Here is an 18,290-nt window from a genome sequence, read left to right on the forward strand (position 1 = left end):
CCCGGTGTCGGGGGCTCTGGGCCTGACGGATGCCCGTGCGTACGGTGTAGGCATGACCGGTCCGCTCATCGACTCCCCCGTCGTCTCGACCCAGTGGCTCGCCGACCACCTCGGTGCGGAGCAGCTCGTCGTCCTCGACGCGACGGTCCTGCCGTACACGCAGCCGAGCGGGCGGCCCGGGTACCTGAGCGGCCACGAGTCCTACGTCGTCAACGGGCACCTGCCCGGCGCGGTCTTCGCCGACGTCATCGAGGAGCTCTCCGAGCCTGGCGCGCCCTACCCGTTCACGCGGCCCTCCCTCGAGCGGTTCGAGTCCGCGGTGGGGGCGCTCGGCATCGACAACGAGACGACGGTGGTCGTCTACGACGCGATGGTCGGCCAGTGGGCCGCCCGTGTCTGGTGGCTGTTCCGCGCGTTCGGGTACGACCGGGTCGCCGTGCTCGACGGCGGGCTCACCGCGTGGCGCGCCGAGGGGCGCGAGACGGACGTGGGGCACGTGGAGCCGTCCGCCGCCCGGTTCACCGCGGTGGAGCGGCCCGAGGCGTGGGCGAGCACCTCGGACGTGCAGGAGATCGTGGACGGCGTGGCGCCCGGGGCACTCGTGTGCGGCATCCCGCCCCAGGAGTTCTCGGGCGAGGCCGGGCGCGGGCACATTCCGGGCAGCATCAGCGCGCCCGCGGGGCGGCTCGTCGACCGGGACACGAACACCCTGCTGCCCGTCGACGAGCTGCGGGCGCTGCTGCCCGTGCGGGGCCGGGTCGTCACCTACTGCAACGGCGGCATTGCGGCGGCGGCGGATGCCCTGGCGCTGGTCCTGGCGGGGCACACCGAGGTGGCGCTGTACGACGGGTCGCTCAACGAGTGGGCCGCCGATCCGTCGCGCGCGCTCGCTACAGCAGCGGCTCCAGCTCCCTGATCGTGGTGACCGGCAGGCGGCACACGAAGTCCTCGCAGACGTAGGCCGCCTCCGCCGTGCGGCCCTCGAAGAGCTCGAAGCCCGCCGCCGCGAACTCGCGCGACTGCTCGGGTGTCACGACGATGCCTCCGCGGGGCCGCGCGAAGTCGGCGAGCGCGCCGCCTCCCACGACCACGAGGTGGCGCACGGGTTCGGCGAGCCGGGCCATGACCGTGAGCGCGGCGCCCAGCGAGACGGGATGCCGCTGCGCCGGCTCGGCGACGCGGGCCATCGCCGCGCGCGCCGCGGCACGGTACGGCTCGTGCGCCGTGAGCAGGAACAGCGCGTGCGCCGCCGACGCCATGGCGCTCAGGCCCGACGGGTGGGCGCCGTCGCTCGGGTCGGCCTCGACCGCGAGGCCCTGCGACGCGAGCACCGGGTCCGCGCCGCCCGGTACGCCGAACGGCTCGCCCACGGCCATCGAGTCGTCGACCAGGGTGCGGGCCGCGGCGGCGTAGCGCACCTCGCCGGTGGCCGTCGCCAGGTGGAGGAGGCCGGCGGCGAGCATCCCGAAATCCTCGAGGGTGGCGCGGGCCGACGAGACCGTGCCGCCGATGGACGCGCGGACCAGCCGGTCGCCGACGTGGTTCTCGAGGAGGAAGTCGGCGGCCCGCTGCGCGGTCGCGATCCACTCCGGTCGGCCGAGCACGCTGCCCGCGATCGACAGGCCCTCGATGGCCAGGCCGTTCCAGCCCGTGAGGACCTTCTCGTCGACGGGCGGCTTCTCCACCCGCTCCCTGCTCGCGGCGTCGAGCGTGTAGTAGAAGCCCTCGACGCGGCGGCCGTCCACGGTGCTCTCGCTGTCCTGCGCGGAGGCGAAGCCGCCCTCCGGGAGCTGCATGCCGGCCAGCCAGTCCGCGACCCCCTCGGCCACGTCGGCGCGGCCCGCCAGGGCGTAGGCGGCGACCAGCTGCGCGTTGTCGTAGAGCATCCGCTCGTAGTGCGGGTCGTGCCAGTCGCGCCGGGTCGAGTAGCGGAAGAAGCCGCCGTCGACGGGGTCGCGGAGGGCCGAGGCCGCCATGGCGTCCAGGGTGCGGGCGCCGAGTGGCGCGCGGCGCTCGACGAGGAACCTGAGCACCGGGGAGACCGGGAACTTAGGCGCTCCGCCGAAGCCGCCGAACGCGGCATCCTCGAGACTCTCGAGCTCAGCGATCACGGGGGCGAAGTCGGTCGGCAGGGCCGAGCCTGCCGGAGAGTGCTGCGCGAGGGCCTCGACGATCGCGGCGCCGTTGCGCTCGACCTCCTCGCGGCGGTTCGCCCACGCGTCGAGGACGGCGTCAAGAACCTGGCGGAACGAGGGATGCCCCTCCACGGGCTCCGGCGGCCAGTAGGTGCCGGCGAAGAACGCGCGGCCCTGCGGGGTCACGAACACGTTGAGGGGCCAGCCCAGGTTCCCGGTGAACGCCGCCGCGGCGGCGAGGTAGGTGGAGTCGACCTCCGCGTGCTCCTCGCGGTCGACCTTGATCGCCACCAGGTTGGCCTTCATGTACTCCGCGACGGCCGGGTCGCTGAAGCTCTCGCGGGCCATGACGTGGCACCAGTGGCAGGTGGAGTAGCCGATCGACACGAGCACCGGGACGTCGCGCGCCGCCGCCTCCGCGAACGCCTCGGGGCCCCACTGCTGCCAGTCGACCGGGTTGGCTGAGTGCGAGCGCAGGTAGGGGCTCGCGGCGTCCGCGAGGGTGTTGGGCATAAGTTCAGGCTAGCTCCGGCGCGCGAGTGTGCAGGAGACGCGCAGAAAAACGCGGACGAGACGGCTAGCCTCGTCCTATGTCGACGACGACCATCACGTATATCGGCGGACCCACCGCCGTTCTGGAGTATGCGGGCAAGCGCTTCATCACCGACCCGACGTTCGACGGGCCGGGCTCGTACTCCGACCCGGGCGAGACCACTCTGGTCAAGACGGCGGGGCCCGCGATCCCCCGCGAGCAGGTTGGCCCGATCGACGCAGTGCTGCTCAGCCATCACGCCCACAAGGACAACCTCGACTACGAGGGCCTCGAACTCATCGCCACGGGCATCCCGACTCTCAGTACTCCGGATGCCGCGAGCGACCTGTTCGGCGGGTCCGTGGTCGGCCTCGACTCCTGGGAGGAGTACCGGCTCGGCGACGTGACGGTCACCGCCGTCCCCGCGCTGCACGGACCGCCCGGCAGCGAGCGGCTCGTCGGCGAGGTCACCGGATTCGTGCTCGAGGCTGACGGTGAGCCGACCGTCTACGTGAGCGGGGACAACGCGTCGATCCCGCTCGTGGAGCAGATCGCCGGCCGGTTCCCGATGGTCGAGATCGCGGTCCTCTTCGCCGGCGCCGCGCGGGTTGCGGACATTGACGCCAACCTCACGCTCACCTCGCCCGACGCGGCCCGCGCCGCGATCATGCTCGGCGCGCGGAAGGTCGTCGGCCTGCACACCGAGGACTGGGAGCACTTCTCCGAGTCCCGCGCGCAGCTCGAGGCGGCCTTCGCCGGCAAGGGGCTGCTCGTGGCAACCCCTCGCGGCGAGACAGTGGCTCTCTAGGTTTCGATACGGCCGCGGGCGGCCTACTCAACCCGCTCTAGAACACGTCCGTGTCGGGGTTCGACCCCATGCGCATCCCGGCGTCGAGCGCGTCGATCGCCGCGACCTCGGTGTCGTCGAGCTCGAAGCCGAACACGTCGAAGTTCTCCGCCATGCGCTCGCGCGAGTTCGACTTCGGGAACACGATGAGCCCGTTCTGCAGGTGCCAGCGGATGACGACCTGCGCGGGCGTCACGCCGTGCGCCTCGGCCGCGCGCGCGACCGGCTCCATGCCGAACAGGTCGTACTTGCCCTGCCCCAGCGGGCCCCACGACTCGATCTGGATCCCCTTGGCCGCGGCGAAGGTGCGCACCGGCAGCTGAGCCAGACCGGGGTGCAGCTCGATCTGATCCACCGCCGGGACGGTGCTGCTGCCCGCGATGACCTTCTCGAGGTGGTTGACGTGGAAGTTAGAGACGCCGATGGAGGTGGAGCGGCCCGACTCCTTGATCTGCTCCAGCGCCAGCCACGTCTCGAGGTACTTGTCGAGGTCGGGGCGCGGCCAGTGGATCAGGTACAGGTTGACGCTCTCGAGCCCGAGCTTCTCCAGCGACAGGTCGATGGCGTCGAACGCCGACTGGGTGCCCTGGTCGCTGTTCCACAGCTTGGTGGTGATGAACAGCTCGTCGCGCGGGATGCCCGACGCCGCGATCGCGCGCCCGACGCCGACCTCGTTGCCGTAGACGGCCGCGGTGTCGATGTGGCGGTAGCCGACCTCGAGCGCGTCCGAGACGATGCGCTCCGTCGCATCCGGATCGACCTTGAAGACGCCGAAACCGAGCTGGGGGATGGTGTTGCCGTCGTTGAGGGCAATGGTGGGAACAGTCATGGTTCAAACCTAGAACACCTCCGCGAGCAGGTCGGCGAACAGGTCCTCCGCATCGAGGTGGATGCGCTGCCGGGTGAACCACGTCGCGACGTTCACGCAGTCGCGGTGGAGCAGGTCGAGCCCGTTCGGGTTGCTCACCGCGTCGACGATCTGGGGCAGGTCGATCACCACCACGCGCCCCTCGTGCACGAGCAGGTTGTAGGGCGAGAGGTCGCCGTGGGCGAACCCCGCGCGCGAGATCACGTGCATGAGGGAGACGACCTGGTCGAGGTGGTCGCGCGTGGGGCTCACCTGCGCGAGGCGCGGGGCGGCGGTGCGGCCCGAGCCGATGAACTCCATGAGCAGCTCGGTGCCGTTGACCTGCACGGGGTAGGGCACCGGGGCGCCCAGCTCGTAGAGCCTGCTCATCGCCTCGAACTCGGCGACCGACCAGTGCTCGGCGGCGACCGAGCGGCCGTACGACGACTTGTTGGCGATCGCGCGCGAGTCACGGGTGCTCCGGGTGCGGCGGCCCTCCTCGTAGAGCGACGACCGGTGGAAGTCGCGCTGCTGGGCGCCGCGGTACCGCTTGGCGGCCATGACGGCACCGGGATGCCCGGGCTCGGCCCGCTCGATGAGGAAGACGTCCGCCTCCTTGCCGGTCTTGACGATGCCGAGCTCGGTGTCGAAGGCGCCGGACGAGGTGACTACCCAGGGCGGGCGCGGCTCGGGGCCGCGCATGCTCGGGATGATCGAGGGCCAGGTGGACCAGCGCTGGTCGGCGCCGGGCTCGAGCTGGAGGAAGGAGAGGTCGGTTTCGGGGAGAGGCAGGTCTGACGCGAAATAGGACAAGGTTCAGCTTTCGGAGAGGAGGCCTCCGGGTGCGAACTGTCTAGGAGACCTCAAAGGAAGGGTGGACATAGCGATCCACGGCAATGGTGGTCATCGGGTCCTCCTTCCGGCTCTCAGTGGGTGTGGCGAGTGTAGCGCATGCGCATCGCGGTCTGCGAGAGCGCCGAGGCCTGGTGGAACCCGCGGAGGCTCTCCCAGCCGCCCGTCCACGTCACGCGGCTGGCGACCTCCCACACCGTGGCGGCGGGGTCGGCGCTCAGGATCGCGGCGACCTCGTCGGTGCGCCCGACCTGGTGCGCCCGGGATGCCGCGACCCGCTCCCCCAGCCCGCGGAACACGTACCCGTGGCCGGGAGCGACGAGGGGGTCGCCCAGTGCCTCGACCCTGTCGAGCGAGCGCAGGTAGTCCGCGAGGGGATCGTCCGAGTCCCCGCCGAGTCCCACGCCCGGGAAGATCGTCGGGAGCAGCAGGTCCCCCGTGAAGACGGTGCCGCCCTCGACCAGCGAGATGCTGCCGGCCGTGTGGCCCGGCGTATGCAGCACCCGCACCTCGCGGCCGGGGATGTCGAGAAGCTGCCCGTCGACGAGCAGCACGTCGGCGGTGAGCTCGAGCGGGCGGGTGCGCCCGACGATCGCCGCGATGCCCTCGTGCAGCTCCGGCGGAACGCCCCAGGCGGACAGGTCCGGTACGGTCACACCGCGGGCGGCGAACTCGTCGAGCCCGCGCTGCTCGGCCTCGTGCACCTGCACGCGCGCGCCGGAGGCCGCGCGGATGCGCTCCGCGAGGCCCAGGTGGTCGGAGTGCAGGTGGGTGGCGGTGACCGACTCCACCCCGTCGAGCGCGAGGCCGATCGACTGCAGGCCGGCCGCGAGCAGCTCCAGGCTGCCGGGAAGGTCCCAGCCGGTGTCGAGGAGATGAGCGTGGCCGCGGGCATCCGTGAAGACGTAGACGAGCGTGTAGGCCGGCGGGCCCACGGGCAACGGCAGCGCAAGCGCCCAGAGCCCGTCGGCCAGCTCGACCGCGGCGGGCAGCTCGCCCGCGTCGTGTGCGGCGAGCTGCCCGGCGTCGAAGGCGATCACTCGATGTGGCGCTCGTCCGGCCCCACGTACTGCGACAGGGGGCGGATGAGTGCGTTGGCCTCGAGCTGCTCCATGATGTGCGCGGTCCACCCGGTGACCCGCGCGGCCACGAACAGCGGCGTGAAGATCTCGGTGTCGAAGCCGATGAGGTGGTACGCCGGCCCGCTCGGGTAGTCGAGGTTGGGCTTGATGCTCTTGCGCTCGTTCATCGCGTTCTCGAGGGCGTCGTAGAGCTCGGCGAGATCCGGGCGGTCGTACTCGGCGATCAGGGTGTCGAGCGCGGCCTTCATGGTCGGAACGCGGGAGTCGCCGTTCTTGTAGACCCGGTGGCCGAAGCCCATGATCTTCCGCTTCTCGGCGAGCGCGGTGTCGAGCCACTCCACTGCCCTGTCGGCAGTCCCGATCTCATCGAAGATGTGCATGACCGCTTCGTTGGCGCCGCCGTGCAGCGGTCCCTTGAGTGCGCCGATTGCGCCGACGACCGCGGAGTACAGGTCGGCGAGGGTGCTCGTGATGACGCGCGCAGTGAAGGTGCTCGCGTTGAACGAGTGCTCCGCGTAGAGGATCATCGACACGTCGAACGCGTCGACGACTACCTCGTCGGGCATCTCGTCGAAGGTCATGAACAGGAAGTTCGCGGAGTAGCCGAGGTCGTCCCGCGGTTCCACGAGGTGCTGGCCGCGGCGGCGGCGCTGGTCGTACGCGACGATCGACGGCAGTTGCGCGAACAGCCGGACGGACTTGTCGAGGTTCGACGCGGGGCTCGAGTCGGCGGCATCCGGGTCGCTCGCACCGATCACGCTCACCGCAGTTCGCACGACGTCCATGGGATGCGCGGAGACGGGCAGCTCGTCGATGACGCGCTTGACGCGCTCGTCGAGGCGGCGCAGCGACCGCTCGCGGGTCTCGAACTCCGCGAGTTGCTTCGCATCGGGAAGCTCGCCGTGCCACAGCAGGTACGCGACCTCCTCGAACGTGCACTTCGCAGCGAGCTCCTGCACGGGGTAGCCGCGGTAGAGCAGCGAGTTCGTCTCGGGGTTGACCTTGGAGATCGACGTGGTGTCGACGACGACACCGGCGAGGCCCTTGCGGATATCAGGATCGGTCATGGTTAGCGCCCTTCTGGGACCTGGAAGTTGAACACCGACGTGTCGAACGCGTTGTACGCCTCGTAATCGAGCAGCTCGTACAGTCTCGCGCGAGTCTGCATCTGCGGCACCTGCGATCCCAGTGAACCTTCGGCGACGAGTGCGTCGAGGCCGCGCTCGGCGGCGCCCATCGCGATGCGCAGCAGCGACACGGGGTAGATGACGATGTTCACACCGACGTCCGCGAGCTGCTGCGTGCTGAACAGCTCGCTCTTGCCGAACTCGGTCATGTTCGCGAGGATCGGCACGTCCACGGCCTGGCGCACAGCCTCGAACTCGCCGAGGTCGGCCATCGCCTCGGGGAAGATCGCGTCCGCGCCCGCGTCGACCAGCGCCTTCGCCCGGTCGATCGCGGCCTGCAGCCCGTCGATCGCACGGATGTCGGTGCGCGCCATGATGAGCAGGTTCGGGTCGCGGCGGGCATCGACGGCGGCCCGGATGCGCTTGGTCGAGGTCTCGAGGTCGACCACGGCCTTGCCGTCGAGGTGGCCGCAGCGCTTGGGGTTCACCTGGTCCTCGATGTGGAGCCCGGCGACGCCCGCGTCCTCGAGCGTCTGCACCGTGCGGGCGACGTTCATCGGCTCGCCGAAGCCGGTGTCGGCGTCGATGAGGGCCGGGAGGTCGGTCATCCGGGCGATCTGCTGGCCGCGGCCCGCCACCTCGCTGAGGGTCGTGAGGCCGATGTCGGGCAGGCCGAGGTCGGCGGCGAGCACGGCGCCGGAGATGTAGACGCCCTCGAAGCCCTTCTCCTCGATGAGCCTGGCGCTCAACGGGTTGAAGGCGCCCGGGAAGCGCAGCAGCTCACCGGTCGCGAGGGCCGCGCGCAGGTTGATGCGCTTCTGGGCGGCAGTGGTCTTCGAGTACAGCATCAGAAGAGTCCCTTCGGGCCGGCGCTGAGGATGCCGGGCTTGGCGACGAAGTTCAGACCGGTGAGGTCGGTGAGCTCCGGCAGGCGCTGCACGGTGTCGAGGAAGCGCTCGATCTCGGCCTCGTCGAGCACGGGAGCGGCGAGCGTGCGGAACTTCTTGATGTAGTCCGCACGGGCGAACGGGCGGGCGCCGAGCGGGTGCGCATCGGCGACCGCGATCTCGTCGACGATCGTCGAGCCGTCGGTGAGGGTGATGGCGACGCTGCCGCCGAACGCCTTCTCCTGCGGGTCGTTGGAGTGGTACCGGCGGGTCCACTCGGGGTCCTCCTCCGTCACCACCTTGTTCCACAGGGCGACGGTGTCCTCCCGCTGTGCCCGCGAGGGCGCGTAGGACTTCTCGTGGTCCCATTCGCCGTCCTGCAGGGCGACCGTGAAGATGTACGGGATCGAGTGGTCGAGCGTCTCGCGGCTCGCGGTCGGGTCGTACTTCTGCGGGTCGTTCGCGCCGGAGCCGATCACGAAGTGCGTGTGGTGGCTCGTGCGGATGATGACGCGCTCGATGCGGTCGGCGGTCAGGTCCGGGTACTCGTTGTGCAGCTTGCGGGCGAGGTCGATCCACGCCTGGGCCTGGTACTCCGCCGAGTGCTCCTTCGTGTAGGTGTCGAGGATCGCGCGCTTCGCCTCGCCCTTCTCGGGCAGGGGTACCTCGTAGTGGGCATCCGGGCCGTCGAGCATCCAGGCGATCACGCCGTCCTCGCCCTCGTAGATGGGCTCCGGGCTCGTCTGCCCGCGCATCGCGCGGTCGACGGCCTCGACAGCCATCTTGCCCGCGAAGGCCGGGGCGTGCGCCTTCCAGGTGGAGATGAGCCCCTTGCGCGACTGGCGCGTTGCTGTCGTCGTGTGGAGGGCCTGGTTGACGGCCTGGAAGATCGTCTCGACCGGCAGTCCGAGCAGGGTGCCGATGCCGGCCGCCGCCGACGGGCCGAGGTGGGCGACGTGGTCGATCTTGTGCTTGTGCAGGCTGATCGCCTTGACGAGGTCGACCTGGATCTCGTAGCCGGTGGCGATGCCGCGGATCAGGTCGGAGCCCGACTTCCCGGCATGCTGGGCGACGGCGAGGATCGGCGGGATGTTGTCACCGGGGTGCGAGTACTCCGCGGCGAGGAACGTGTCGTGGAAGTCGAGCTCGCGCACGGCGACGCCGTTGGCCCAGGCGGCCCACTCCGGGCTGACGCGCTCCGTGATGCCGAACACCGTGGATCCGGGGGTGGCGGGGTGCGCCTCCGCCTGGGCGCGTGCGGCGATCGCGGGAGCGCGCGCGATGCTCGCCGCGGCCACGGCCGCGTTGTCGATGATGCGGTTGATGACCATCTCGGTGACCTCGTCGGTCACGGCGACGGGGTCGGCGGCGACCTCCGCGATCTTCCAGGCGAGCTGGTCGGGGCGTTCGAGGTTCTCGTCGCTCTTGTACACGCGAACGGGGTGGAGTTTCACTTGCTGTTCCTCTCAGTGGACGCCAGCACGTTGCGCAGGCTCCGGTACAGGTGGACTTGGGTGGCGGATGCCGCAAGCTCGGCATCCCCGTCGACGATCGCCTCCACGATCAGGAGGTGCTCCGCTGCAGCCGCGCGAAGGCGTGCGGGGTCGTCCTGTGCGACGCGGCGGATGCGCACGAGGTGCGGCCGGAGGCTGCGCAGCGCTCCCACGAGGTAGGAGTTCCCGGTGGCGTTGTCGACCGCCACATCGAAGCGCGCGACGAGATCGTAATACGCGGCGTGCAGCGGGTCGTCGTCGCCGAGCAGATCGGGCGCCGCGCGAAACTCGTCGCGCAGCGCGGTGAACACATCGAGGTCGCGCCGACGAGCAGCGAGCCGCGCGGACTCCTGCTCGAGCACTTGGCGCAGCTCGAACAGCTGAGCGATGTTCTCGAACGAGACGTCGGTCACGACGAGCCCGCGACCGCCCTGCGCGGCGACGAGGCCGTCGGCGGCGAGCCTGCTGAGCGCCTCCCGGAGGGGCGTGCGCGAGATTCCGAGCCGTTCGGACTGCTCGACCTCGGCGAGCACAGTGCCCGGTTCGAGCCGCCAATCGAGGATGTCCTGGCGGAGCGTGCGGTAGGCCTGCTCGCTCGCGCGCATGTCTCCGCCTCTCCGCTTGTGTATACACAGGGTAGTTGCATCTGGGTATATCGCGCTACATCTCGCCGCTGTGTATGCACACTAGGAGTACAAGTTCCACGTTTGGTCTGGATCATGCAGCCGTCCCCGCTTCCCCTTGCGGCTCACGGGCTTGCCGTCGGCAAGCTTCTCGGGGCGGCGGGAGTAGTGGTCGCCCTCGCCGTCTATCCATCCGACGCGGCGGTCCCACAGCTTGCGATAGGTGAATGCGGCCCTCTCGAGCCGCTCGATCACGGACGGGTCGAGCCGGTGCCAATGATTCGGCCAGTCCTCCCGGATGATGGTCCAGCCGGCCCGCGACAAGAATCGCAGGTGGTGCTGGACTGCACTGCGGCCGACGCCGTACTCGGTGCAGATGACGTCCTCGAGCATGCCCGCAGTGTGCTCCCCGCTCGCGAGCAGTTCGACGAGCCGTCGCCTGATCGGCTCGGCCATGACGGTGAAGGGGTCCACAAATATACGTTGTCAGTTCCGCATGACGTCATGCGGAACTGACAACACGATTTGGAGGACCCTCTCCTCCGTGAAGGGTGAGGAGGACTCGCGCCGCGCCTAGACTGTAAGGCTGATGTCTCCCGAGAATCCCACCATCGTCTACCCGGAGTCTCTGCCGGTATCCCAGCGACGGGACGACATCAGCGAGGCGATCCGCGGCAACCAGGTCGTCATCGTCGCGGGCGCCACCGGGTCGGGCAAGACCACCCAGCTGCCGAAGATGCTGCTCGAGCTGGGCTACGAGTCCATCGGCCACACGCAGCCCCGGCGCATCGCCGCGCGCACTATCGCCGAGCGCATCTCCGAGGAGCTCGGCCAGGAGGTCGGCCAGCTCGTCGGCTACCAGGTGCGCTTCACCGACCGGGTCGGCAAAGACACCAAGATCAAGCTCATGACGGACGGGATCCTCCTCAGCGAGATCCACCGCGACCGCGACCTCAAGAATTACGACGCGATCATCATCGACGAGGCGCACGAGCGCAGCCTCACCGTGGACTTCCTGCTCGGCTACCTCAAGCAGCTGCTCCCCCGGCGGCCCGAGCTCAAGGTCGTCATCACGTCGGCCACGATCGACCCCGAGAGCTTCAGCAGGCACTTCAACAACGCTCCGATCATCGAGGTCTCCGGCCGGACCTACCCGGTCGAGATCCGGTACCGGCCGCTCGTCGCCGAGATCCCCGAGGACGAGGAGGGAGACCCCTCCGATGACCGCGACTACCTGCAGGGCATCAACGACGCGCTCGACGAGCTCGCGCGCGAGGGCAATGGCGACGTGCTCGTGTTCCTCTCCGGCGAGAACGAGATCCGTGACGCGGAAGACGCTATCCGGGGTCGGAACCTCCCCGGGACGGAGGTGCTCCCGCTCTACGGCCGATTGAGTGCGGCGGATCAGCACAAGGTGTTCCAGCCGTCCGCGACCGCGGGCACCCGTCGTCGCATCGTGCTGGCGACCAACGTTGCGGAGACGAGTCTGACGGTGCCGGGCATCCGGTACGTCGTCGACGCCGGTACCGCGCGCATCTCCCGGTACAGCGTGCGGTCGAAGATCCAGCGGCTGCCCATCGAGGCGATCAGCCAGGCGTCGGCCAACCAGCGCAGCGGACGGTCCGGGCGCACGAGCGACGGCATCGCGATCCGGCTGTACTCGCAGGAGGACTTCGAGAAGCGACCCGAGTTCACCGAGCCTGAGATCCTGCGGACGAACCTCGCTGCGGTCATCCTGCAGATGATCTCGCTCGGGCTCGGCGACATCGCGGCGTTCCCGTTCCTGCAGCCGCCGGACTCGCGCGGCATCAAGGACGGGCTCGACCTGCTGCGCGAGTTGCATGCCGTCACCGCAGACAACCGCATCACCACGGTCGGCAAGCAGCTCAGCCAGCTGCCGATCGACCCGCGCTTCGCGCGCATGGTCGTCGAGTCGAAGCGGCACGGCACCACCCGGGAGGTGATGGCGATCGTCGCGGCGCTGAGCATCCAGGACCCGCGCGAGCGGCCCCTCGAGCGGCGCGCGCAGGCGGACCAGCAGCACGCCCGGTTCACCGACCCGACCAGCGACTTCCTCACCCTGCTGAACCTCTGGAACTACCTCGAGGAGAAGCAGAAGGAGCTGAGCGGCAGCGCGTTCCGCCGGCTCGTGAAGAACGAGTACCTCAACTACCTGCGCGTGCGCGAGTGGCAGGACGTGTACCGGCAGCTCACGCGGATGTCGAAGCAGCTCGGACTGCACGTGGGCGAGCCGCACGCGAATCCGGACGGCATCCACCGCTCGCTGCTGGCCGGCCTGCTGAGCCAGATCGGGCTGAAGGACGCCGCGAAGAAGGACTACGTCGGCGCGCGCCAGACCCGGTTCGTGATCTTCCCCGGCTCCGCCCTGGCGAAGAAGCAGCCCGCCGCGGTGATGAGCGCGGAGCTCGTCGAGACCAGCCGCCTGTTCGCGCGCACCAACGGCGCCATCGACCCGGCGTGGGCGGAGGCGATCGCGGCCGACCTCGTGAAGCGCACCTACTCCGAGCCGCACTGGGAGAAGAAGCAGGGCTCCGTCGTCGCCTACGAGCGGGCGACCCTGTACGGCGTGCCGATCATCGTCAAGCGGCGCGTGCAGTTCTCGCGCATCGACCCGGCCTACGCGCGCGAGCTGTTCATCAGGCACGCCCTCGTCGAGGGCGAGTGGGAGTCGCAGCAGGCCTTCGACCGGGCGAACCGCAAACTCCGGGCGGAACTGGCCCAGCTCGAGGAGCGCACGCGGCGCCGCGACATCCTGTTCGACGACGAGGCGATCTTCGACTTCTACAACCGGCGCATCCCGCCGGAGGTCGCCAGCACCCGCGACTTCGAGGGCTGGTGGAAGAAGGCCCGCGTCGAGACTCCCGACCTGCTCACGATGACGGCAGAGAACCTCGCGCCCGAGGATGCGGTCGAGGTGGACGAGGATGCCCTCCCGAGTGCCTGGCGCCAGGGCGACCAGACCCTCGCCCTCAGCTACAGGTTCGAGCCGGGTGCCGACGACGACGGTGTCACGGTGGCGATTCCGCTGCCCCTTCTGGCGGGCCTGCGGGCGGACGGGTTCGACTGGCAGGTCCCGGGGATGCGCGAGGAGCTCGTCACCGCCCTCATCAAGTCGCTGCCGAAACAGATCCGCCGCAACGTCGTGCCCGCGGGCGACTGGGCGCGCAGGCTGCTCGCCGGGGCGCCCGCGGAGCCCGACGGCCCGCTGACGGCCTACCTCGCGCGCGAGATCGCGGCCCAGACCTTCACCGCCGTCACCGAGAAGGACTTCGACCTCGACCGCGTCCCGCCGCACCTGCGAGTGACGTTCGCGGTGATGGATGAACGGGGCAGGCGCCTCGCGTCGGGCAAGGTGCTGAGCGCGCTGCAGGCGAGCCTGAAGCCCGCCGCGCGGGCGAGCGTGGCCAAAGTCGTCGAGACGCCGCGCGACACCCTGGAGCGGGCCGGGCTCGTCGCGTGGGACTTCGACACCCTCGACCGCTCGCGCGACGTCAAGCACGGCGGCAATACGATCCGGGCGTACCCGGCCCTCGTCGACGAGGGCACGAGCGTCGCCATCCGGCTCATGAGCACCCCCGAAGACCAGGCGGCCGCCCACCACGACGGCGTGCGGCGCCTGCTGCTGCTCGGGATCCCCTCGCCGCTGGGCTACGTGCAGGAGCACCTCACCACGCAGGAGAAGCTCGTGCTCGCGCAGTCGCCGTACCGCAACAACGCGGCGCTGTTCGAGGACTGCATGGCCGCGTGCGTTGACGCCGTCGTCGGCTCCGCGGAGATCTACACCCGGGCCGAGTTCGAGGCGGCGCGCGACGCGGTATCGGCCACGATCGTGGACTCGCTCTTCCAGACCGTGGCCCTCGTCTCGAAGGTCGTGGCGAAGAGCCGCGACGCGGACCGGGCGATCAAGCAGGCGACCAGCCTCGCCCTCATTGCCCCGCTCGGCGATGCTCGCGCCCAGCTGGACGCCCTCGTCTACCCTGGCTTCGTGGCGGTGGCGGGCCTCGAGCGCCTGCGCCGCATCCCGGCCTACCTCGACGGCATCGTGCACCGCGTGGCGAAGCTGCCCGAGAATCCGGCGCGCGACCGGGTCTGGATGTCGGAGGTCGAGCTGGCGACCAACAGGTACCGGGATGCCGGCGGGGAGCTGCCGCTCGCCGCGGGATCAGACCCACGGCTCATCCGGGCCCGCTGGATGCTCGAGGAGCTGCGGCTGAGCCTGTTCGCGCAGCACATCCCGACCGCGGAGCCCGTGAGCCTGCAGAGGATCACGAAGGTACTCGCGGGCTGAGCCGGGGGGCTAGCGTAGTCGAGGAACTATCTGGCAGAGAGGCCTCAATCGTGCACCACGCACCCCGTACCGTTTCCGCGGAGATCGCCCGCTCGTGGCTGCTCGTCGCCGCCACCCGCCCGGGCGACTTCGATGCCGCGGAGGCCTCGCGCGCCGACCAGATCATCCTCGACGTCGAGGACGCCGTCGACCCGGGCCTCAAGGGCAAGGCCCGCGAGGATGTCGCGAACTGGCTGAGTGGCGGCGGCAGCGGCTGGGTGCGCATCAACGACCGGACCAGCGACTTCTGGTCGGACGACGTTGACGCGCTGGTGGGCCTGCCCGGCCTGCTCGGGGTCATGCTCGCCAAGGCGGAGTCACCAGCACACGTGACCGAGACCTTCGACCGCCTGCACGGGCAGACCCCCGTCATCGCTCTCGTCGAGTCGGCCCTGGGCATCGAGGAGGCAGCGAACATCGCGCGCGCCCGCGGCGCCTACCGCCTCGCGTTCGGCAGCGGGGACTACCGCCGCGACACCGGCACCGCCGCGGACGACATGGCGATGGCCTACCCCCGCTCCCGCCTCGTCGTCGCCTCGCGCGTGGGCAACCTGCCCGGCCCCATCGACGGCCCCACTGTCGGCTCCAATCACCCCGTACTGCGCGAGCAGGGCGCGCACGCGGTCGCACTCGGGATGACCGGCAAGCTGTGCCTCGACGTCGAGCAGCTGCCCATCATCAACGAGGTGATCTCCCCGACCCGCTCCGACGTTGCCTGGGCGCGCGACTTCCTCGAGGACTTCGAGGCCCGCGGCCGCGTCATCCGGGACGGCAGCGACCTGCCCCGTCTCGGCCGCGCGCAGAAGATCGACAAGCTCGCACGGGCGTTCGGGGTCGAGCCCGCCTAGCGTCGCAGCGGCCTCCGGGCGCGCAATACGCTGTACCTCGGAGCGGAGTCGTGCCCCTTGGCGGAGCCCGGCTCCGCTCCGCTAGCGGCGCCGGATCGCGCGCACGCTGAGCTGGATCGCCGTGAGCACGAGGAGCACCGCGAACAGCACCGTGGAGACCCTCGGCGGCAGGGCGAGGCCGAGGTACGAGCCGCCCACGGCGGCCACCGCGGCGACGCCGCCGACGATGAGGGCGGTGCGCACGTCGACCAGGCCGGTGCGGCGGTTGGCGATCGTCCCCGTGACGCTCGTCGCCACGATCACCGCGAGGCTCGTGCCCTTGGCGATCAGGTCGCTGATGCCGAGACCGGCGACCAGGGCCGGAACCGCGATGACCGCTCCCCCGATGCCGAACAGCCCGGAGGTGAGCCCCATGACGAGCCCGATCGCGAGGTAGACGATCGCGATGCCGACCGAGAGCTCCAGCGGTTCGCCGCGCACCGGCTCGACGAACAGCAGCCGCGCGGCAACGAGCACGAGCAGCGCGATGAAGCCCCAGGTCAGCGCGGGCAGCGGCAGCCGCTTGAGAAGCACCGAGCCGATGATCGAGCCGACGACCGCCCCGATGGCGATCACTCCCGCCGCAACCAGGTCGACCTCGCCGTTCGCGAGGTACGTGATGGCCCCCGCCAGCGAGCTGGGCAGGATCGCGAGCAGCGAGGTGGCTGAGGCCCGGCGCTGGTCGAGACCGGCGAACGTGACGAGGAGGGGCACGAGGATGATCCCGCCGCCGGCCCCGAAGGTACCGCTGAACACCCCGCCGACCACACCGAGCACGACGAGGATCCAGGCGCGCGGTCGGAGCACGGCTCCAGCGTAGCCTTTCGTCCGGGCCGCCCCGCGCGCTACCGTGGGCGCATGACTGACTCCGCGACCATCGACAACCCGCTCGCCTCGCTCGCCAAGGGGGTGTGGTGGCTGCTGCTCCTGCGCGGCATCCTCGCCGTCATCTTCGGCATTGTCGCCCTCATCGCCCCCGGTGCCGCGCTCACCGCCATCGCACTGGTCGTGGGCGCCTACGCGGTCGTCGACGGCATCGCCGCGATCGTGCACTCGTTCCAGCTGCGCGCCTCGAACCCCCGCTGGGGCTGGCTGCTCGCGAGCGGCATCCTGACCGCGCTGGCCGGTCTCGCCGCTCTCATCCTGCCCGGCGTCGCCGCGCTGTTCGGCGGGCTCTTCGTCCTCTGGACCATCGTGTTCTGGACGATCATGACGGGTGCGCTCGGGCTCCGCTCGGCGGCGGGCGCCGCCGCGGGCCGCGCGAAGACGTTCGGAATCCTCGCCGGCGTCGTGAGCCTCGTGTTCGGCGTGATCCTCGCGATCTCCCTCTTCGTCGCGCCCGGCTCGACCGTGATCGGCCTGATCTGGACCGTCGGCATCTGGGCGATCGTGTTCGGCGTCATGCTCATCGGGGCCGCCATCACCTCGAGGACCGCGCGCGCTTAAGCTGGGCCTATGGCTACCGCTGTCATCGTCGACGCCCTCCGCACTCCGTCCGGCAAGGGGAAGGCGGGTGGCGCGCTCGCGCAGTGGCACCCGGTGGACCTGCTCGGCACCGTCCTGCGCGAGCTCGTCGCGCGCAACGACCTCGACCCGGCGCTCCTCGACGACGTGATCGGCGGCTGCCTCTCGCAGGTCGGCGAGCAGGCGGTCAACATCACGAGGAACGCGGTGCTCGCGGCCGGCTTCCCGGTGTCGGTGCCCGGCACGACCGTCGACCGGCAGTGCGGCTCGAGCCAGCAGGCCGCGCACTTCGCCGCGCAGGGCGTCATCGCGGGGGCCTACGACATCGTGATCGCGTGCGGCGTCGAGCTCATGAGCAAGAACCCGATCAACGCCGCGACCCTCGGGCAGGACAACTGGGGCCCTCTCGTACGCGAGCGCTACCCCGAGGGGCTCGTCGGCCAGGGCATCTCCGCCGAGCTCATCGCCTCGCGCTGGAAGCTCTCGCGCGAGGCCCTCGACACCTTCGCCGAGCGCTCCCACCGCCTCGCGGGCGCCTCGGACTTCACGAGCGAGATCCTGCAGTTCGGCGACTTCAGCACGGACGAGACCATCCGCCCGGGCACGACTGTCGCGGGCCTCCGCGAGCTCAAGCCGGCGTTCCAGGACGAGGCCCTGGCCGAGCGCTTCCCCGAGATCCACTGGAAGATCACCGCCGGCAACTCCTCGCCCTACACGGACGGCGCATCCGCGGTGCTTATCATGAGCGAGGAGCGCGCGCTCGAGCTGGGCCTCACGCCGCGCGCCCGGTTCCACTCGTTCGCCGTCGTCGGCTCCGACCCGATCGAGATGCTCACCGGCGTGATCCCCGCCACGCAGCGCATCCTCGACCGCAGCGGGCTCGGCATCGACGACATCGACACGTTCGAGGTCAACGAGGCCTTCGCCTCGGTCCCGCTCGCCTGGCAGCACGAGTTCGGCGTCGACCCGGATCTCGTCAACCCGCGCGGCGGTGCCATTGCGCTCGGGCATGCGCTCGGGTCATCCGGAACCCGCCTGCTCACCACGATGGTCAACCAGCTGGAGCGCACCGGCGGGCGCTACGGCCTGCAGGTGATGTGCGAGGGCGCGGGCATGGCCAACGCGACGATCGTCGAGCGGCTCTAGCGGCCCGCGCCCCTTCCGCG

Annotated in this window: 16 protein-coding genes; 6 read left to right on the forward strand and 10 right to left on the reverse strand. The window is 70.4% G+C overall.

Going from position 1 to position 18,290, the window contains the following annotated elements; genetic code table 11:
* Positions 1-52: 52 nt before the first annotated feature.
* Positions 53-916: a sulfurtransferase gene (locus AC1RTC_RS12225; RefSeq protein WP_493156028.1), complete on the forward strand. Its 864-nt coding sequence runs from the start codon at positions 53-55 to the stop codon at positions 914-916.
* On the opposite strand, the gene AC1RTC_RS12230 is transcribed toward AC1RTC_RS12225, so the two are convergent.
* On the reverse strand, positions 891-2,648 hold the full coding sequence (locus tag AC1RTC_RS12230) for a thioredoxin domain-containing protein (protein ID WP_493156030.1): 1,758 nt from the start codon (positions 2,646-2,648) through the stop codon (positions 891-893). The two genes, AC1RTC_RS12225 and AC1RTC_RS12230, sit on opposite strands and share 26 nt — an antisense overlap.
* A gap of 77 nt (positions 2,649-2,725) precedes the next feature.
* Here AC1RTC_RS12230 and AC1RTC_RS12235 point away from each other — a divergent pair, with 77 nt between their 5' ends.
* A complete protein-coding gene (locus tag AC1RTC_RS12235) occupies positions 2,726-3,475 on the forward strand; it encodes an MBL fold metallo-hydrolase (RefSeq protein WP_493156032.1) in 750 nt (249 codons plus the stop codon).
* Between the two features lie 37 nt (positions 3,476-3,512).
* Here the strand turns inward: AC1RTC_RS12235 and AC1RTC_RS12240 are convergent, their stop codons facing one another.
* The 8 genes from AC1RTC_RS12240 to AC1RTC_RS12275 all read right to left on the reverse strand — a co-directional run bounded on the left by AC1RTC_RS12240 (position 3,513) and on the right by AC1RTC_RS12275 (position 10,899).
* Entirely contained in the window at positions 3,513-4,343 is an 831-nt protein-coding gene (locus tag AC1RTC_RS12240; RefSeq protein ID WP_493156034.1) for an aldo/keto reductase, read from the reverse strand.
* A 9-nt stretch (positions 4,344-4,352) separates the two neighbouring features.
* Positions 4,353-5,174: a serine protein kinase RIO gene (locus AC1RTC_RS12245; RefSeq protein WP_493156036.1), complete on the reverse strand. Its 822-nt coding sequence runs from the start codon at positions 5,172-5,174 to the stop codon at positions 4,353-4,355.
* Between the two features lie 113 nt (positions 5,175-5,287).
* Positions 5,288-6,253 carry an MBL fold metallo-hydrolase gene (locus AC1RTC_RS12250; RefSeq protein ID WP_493156037.1) on the reverse strand — a complete coding sequence of 322 codons (966 nt, stop codon included), beginning with the start codon at positions 6,251-6,253 and terminating at the stop codon, positions 5,288-5,290.
* Positions 6,250-7,362 (reverse strand): bifunctional 2-methylcitrate synthase/citrate synthase, encoded by a 1,113-nt coding sequence (locus AC1RTC_RS12255; protein ID WP_493156039.1) that lies wholly within the window; start codon positions 7,360-7,362, stop codon positions 6,250-6,252. Before AC1RTC_RS12255 ends, AC1RTC_RS12250 begins: the two co-directional genes overlap by 4 nt.
* Before the next feature lie 2 nt (positions 7,363-7,364).
* A complete protein-coding gene (prpB, locus tag AC1RTC_RS12260) occupies positions 7,365-8,270 on the reverse strand; it encodes a methylisocitrate lyase (RefSeq protein WP_493156041.1) in 906 nt (301 codons plus the stop codon).
* Entirely contained in the window at positions 8,270-9,763 is a 1,494-nt protein-coding gene (locus AC1RTC_RS12265) for an MmgE/PrpD family protein (protein ID WP_493156043.1), read from the reverse strand. The genes prpB and AC1RTC_RS12265 overlap by 1 nt, the downstream gene beginning before the upstream one ends.
* Positions 9,760-10,407, reverse strand: coding sequence for a GntR family transcriptional regulator (locus AC1RTC_RS12270; RefSeq protein WP_493156045.1), 648 nt, complete (start codon positions 10,405-10,407; stop codon positions 9,760-9,762). The genes AC1RTC_RS12265 and AC1RTC_RS12270 overlap by 4 nt, the downstream gene beginning before the upstream one ends.
* 81 nt (positions 10,408-10,488) lie before the next feature.
* Complete coding sequence (locus AC1RTC_RS12275) at positions 10,489-10,899, reverse strand: ArsR/SmtB family transcription factor (protein ID WP_493156047.1); 411 nt, start codon at positions 10,897-10,899, stop codon at positions 10,489-10,491.
* Between the two features lie 115 nt (positions 10,900-11,014).
* On the opposite strand from AC1RTC_RS12275, the gene hrpA reads away from it, so the two are divergent.
* Positions 11,015-14,734 carry an ATP-dependent RNA helicase HrpA gene (hrpA, locus tag AC1RTC_RS12280; protein WP_493156049.1) on the forward strand — a complete coding sequence of 1,240 codons (3,720 nt, stop codon included), beginning with the start codon at positions 11,015-11,017 and terminating at the stop codon, positions 14,732-14,734.
* 50 nt (positions 14,735-14,784) lie between these two features.
* Positions 14,785-15,621: an HpcH/HpaI aldolase/citrate lyase family protein gene (locus AC1RTC_RS12285; RefSeq protein ID WP_493156051.1), complete on the forward strand. Its 837-nt coding sequence runs from the start codon at positions 14,785-14,787 to the stop codon at positions 15,619-15,621.
* A gap of 81 nt (positions 15,622-15,702) precedes the next feature.
* Here the strand turns inward: AC1RTC_RS12285 and AC1RTC_RS12290 are convergent, their stop codons facing one another.
* Positions 15,703-16,467 (reverse strand): sulfite exporter TauE/SafE family protein, encoded by a 765-nt coding sequence (locus tag AC1RTC_RS12290; RefSeq protein WP_493156052.1) that lies wholly within the window; start codon positions 16,465-16,467, stop codon positions 15,703-15,705.
* A gap of 51 nt (positions 16,468-16,518) precedes the next feature.
* Between AC1RTC_RS12290 and AC1RTC_RS12295 the strand changes: the two genes are divergently transcribed.
* Both AC1RTC_RS12295 and AC1RTC_RS12300 read left to right on the forward strand, forming a co-directional pair.
* Positions 16,519-17,106: an HdeD family acid-resistance protein gene (locus tag AC1RTC_RS12295; RefSeq protein ID WP_493156054.1), complete on the forward strand. Its 588-nt coding sequence runs from the start codon at positions 16,519-16,521 to the stop codon at positions 17,104-17,106.
* Between the two features lie 9 nt (positions 17,107-17,115).
* Entirely contained in the window at positions 17,116-18,270 is a 1,155-nt protein-coding gene (locus AC1RTC_RS12300) for a thiolase family protein (RefSeq protein ID WP_493156056.1), read from the forward strand.
* The last annotated feature ends 20 nt before the right edge of the window (positions 18,271-18,290 follow it).

This window comes from Rhodoglobus sp. GW821-FHT12B09, assembly GCF_058809925.1.

What these genes read in the sequence shown, in the direction of transcription:
- AC1RTC_RS12300 (WP_493156056.1), top strand. Translation starts at nt 17,116, where the DNA reads ATGGCTACCGCTGTCATCGTCGACGCCCTCCGCACTCCGTCCGGCAAG.
- prpB (WP_493156041.1), bottom strand. Translation starts at nt 8,270, where the DNA reads ATGCTGTACTCGAAGACCACTGCCGCCCAGAAGCGCATCAACCTGCGC.
- hrpA (WP_493156049.1), top strand. Translation starts at nt 11,015, where the DNA reads ATGTCTCCCGAGAATCCCACCATCGTCTACCCGGAGTCTCTGCCGGTA.
- AC1RTC_RS12295 (WP_493156054.1), top strand. Translation starts at nt 16,519, where the DNA reads ATGACTGACTCCGCGACCATCGACAACCCGCTCGCCTCGCTCGCCAAG.
- AC1RTC_RS12240 (WP_493156034.1), bottom strand. Translation starts at nt 4,343, where the DNA reads ATGACTGTTCCCACCATTGCCCTCAACGACGGCAACACCATCCCCCAG.
- AC1RTC_RS12225 (WP_493156028.1), top strand. Translation starts at nt 53, where the DNA reads ATGACCGGTCCGCTCATCGACTCCCCCGTCGTCTCGACCCAGTGGCTC.
- AC1RTC_RS12235 (WP_493156032.1), top strand. Translation starts at nt 2,726, where the DNA reads ATGTCGACGACGACCATCACGTATATCGGCGGACCCACCGCCGTTCTG.
- AC1RTC_RS12270 (WP_493156045.1), bottom strand. Translation starts at nt 10,407, where the DNA reads ATGCGCGCGAGCGAGCAGGCCTACCGCACGCTCCGCCAGGACATCCTC.
- AC1RTC_RS12255 (WP_493156039.1), bottom strand. Translation starts at nt 7,362, where the DNA reads ATGACCGATCCTGATATCCGCAAGGGCCTCGCCGGTGTCGTCGTCGAC.
- AC1RTC_RS12230 (WP_493156030.1), bottom strand. Translation starts at nt 2,648, where the DNA reads ATGCCCAACACCCTCGCGGACGCCGCGAGCCCCTACCTGCGCTCGCAC.